Source organism: Arthrobacter rhizophilus, from assembly GCF_026241105.1.
In the GTDB taxonomy this organism is placed as follows: Bacteria; Actinomycetota; Actinomycetes; order Actinomycetales; family Micrococcaceae; genus Arthrobacter.
In genome coordinates this window covers 1-2,567 of the sequence record NZ_JAPFFT010000068.1, presented here as the reverse complement: position 1 = coordinate 2,567, position 2,567 = coordinate 1, and the positions used below count along the sequence as shown (strand labels likewise).

Sequence of the window (2,567 nt, the reverse complement as noted above, 5' to 3'; positions counted from 1 at the left end):
AAGAGAGGTTGGACGTGGCTGCAGGAGAAGAGACCTCACACATCCTTAGCGGGTTGACTTCCCAGCTGCCTGATCGTGATCCGGAAGAGACTGCCGAGTGGGTTGAGTCTTTGGATGCGTTGATCAGGGAGCAGGGCACGGAGCGGGCGCAGTTCATCATGCGCAGCCTGCTTCAGCGGGCGGGGTCCCAGTCGGTGGGGGTGCCGATGGTGACGACCACCGATTACGTGAACACGATCCCGGCGGACCAGGAAGCGACGTTCCCGGGCAACGAGGAGTTCGAGCGCCGGTACCGGGCGTACATGCGCTGGAACGCGGCCGTGATGGTGCACCGGGCGCAGCGGGCGGACATCGGGGTGGGCGGGCACATCTCGACCTATGCCGGGGCCGCGACCCTGTACGAGGTCGGCTTCAACCATTTCTTCCGCGGCAAGGACCACCCCACGGGCGGTGACCAGGTCTTCTTCCAGGGACATGCGTCCCCTGGAATGTACGCGAGGGCGTTCATGGAGGGCCGGCTGTCCGAGGAGGACCTGGACGGGTTCCGGCAGGAAAAGTCCAAACAAGGCCATGCCCTGTCTTCCTACCCGCACCCGCGCCTGATGCCCGCGTTCTGGGAATTCCCGACCGTGTCCATGGGCATCGGCCCGATGAACGCGATCTACCAGGCCCAGTCCAACCGCTACCTGCACGACCGGGGCCTGAAGGACACCTCCGGCCAGCAGGTCTGGGCGTTTTTGGGCGACGGGGAAATGGACGAGCCCGAGTCCCGGGGCCTGCTTCAGCTCGCCGCGAACGAGAACCTGGACAACCTGAACTTCGTGATCAACTGCAACCTCCAGCGCCTGGACGGGCCCGTGCGGGGCAACGGGAAGATCATGCAGGAACTGGAGGCGTTCTTCCGCGGCGCGGGCTGGAACGTCATCAAGGTCGTCTGGGGCCGGGAATGGGATGATCTGCTGGCCCGGGACACCGACGGGTCCCTGGTGAAGATCATGAACGAGACCGTCGACGGGGACTACCAGACCTACAAGGCCGAGTCCGGCGGGTTCGTGCGGGAACACTTCTTCGGCAAGACCCCGGCCACCAAGGACATGGTCGCGGACCTGGACGACAACCAGATCTGGAACCTCAAACGCGGCGGCCACGACTACCGCAAGGTCTACGCCGCGTACAAGGCCGCGGCCGAATTCCAGGGCAAACCCACCGTGATCCTGGCCAAGACCGTCAAGGGCTACGGACTCGGACCCCACTTCGAGGGCCGCAACGCGACCCACCAGATGAAGAAACTCACCATGGAAGACCTCAAAGCCTTCCGGGACCACCTGCGCATCCCCATCACCGACGAGCAGCTCGACACGGACCTGTACCGGCCCCCGTACTACCACCCCGGCATGGACGCCCCGGAAATCCGGTACATGATGGACCGCCGCGCCGCCCTGGGCGGGCCCGTCCCCGAACGCCGCTCCACCCACACCCCCGTGACCCTGCCCGAGGAGAAAGCCTACGAGGTCGCCAAGCGCGGCTCCGGCAAACAGCAGGCCGCCACCACCATGGCCTTCGTGAGGCTCCTGAAGGACCTCATGCGGGACAAGAACTTCGGCAAACGCTTCGTCCCGGTCGTCCCGGACGAGTCCCGCACCTTCGGCATGGACGCGTTCTTCCCCACCGCGAAGATCTACAACCCCAAGGGCCAGAACTACCTCTCCGTGGACCGGGACCTCGTCCTGGCCTACAAGGAATCCCCCATGGGCCAACTCATCCACCCCGGCATCAACGAAGCCGGCGCCGTCGCCGCGTTCACCGCCGCCGGCACCGCCTACGCCACCCACGGCGAACCCCTCGTGCCGATCTACGTGTTCTACTCCATGTTCGGCTTCCAACGCACCGGGGACGCCTTCTGGGCCGCCGCGGACCAGATGACCCGCGGCTTCATCATCGGCGCCACCGCAGGACGGACCACCCTCACCGGCGAAGGACTCCAACACGCCGACGGCCACTCCCCCATCCTGGCCTCCACCAACCCCGCCGTCCTCACCTACGACCCCGCCTACGGCTACGAAATCGGCCACATCATCCGCGACGGACTCCAACGCATGTACGGGGAACACTCCCGGGACCGGAACCTGATGTACTACCTCACCGTGTACAACGAACCCATCACCCAGCCCGCGGAACCGGAAAACCTCGACACCGAAGGCCTCCTCAAAGGCATCTACCTGCTCGCCCCGGCTAAAACCGACGGGCCCCGCGCACAGATCCTGGCCTCCGGCGTCTCCGTCCCCTGGGCCCTGGAAGCCCAGAAACTCCTCGCCGCCGACTGGGGCGTCTCCGCCGACGTCTGGTCCGTGACCTCCTGGAACGAACTCCGACGCGACGGACTCGCCGCCGAAGAACACGCCTTCCTCAACCCCGGCCAGGAACCCCGCACCCCCTTCGTCGCCCAGCAACTCGCCGGCGCCACCGGACCCGTCATCGCCGTCACCGACTACATGAAAGCCGTCCCGGACCAGATCCGCCAATTCATCCCCAACGAATTCGCCTCCCTCGGCGCCGACGGCTTCGGC

At 65.9% G+C, this 2,567-nt stretch carries 1 protein-coding gene; it reads left to right on the top strand.

The annotated features are described in order from the left end of the window. Positions 1 to 14: 14 nt before the first annotated feature. Positions 15 to 2,567: pyruvate dehydrogenase (acetyl-transferring), homodimeric type (gene aceE / locus OOZ51_RS22305; RefSeq protein WP_265982159.1), on the top strand; the 2,553-nt coding region annotated here is incomplete at its 3' end.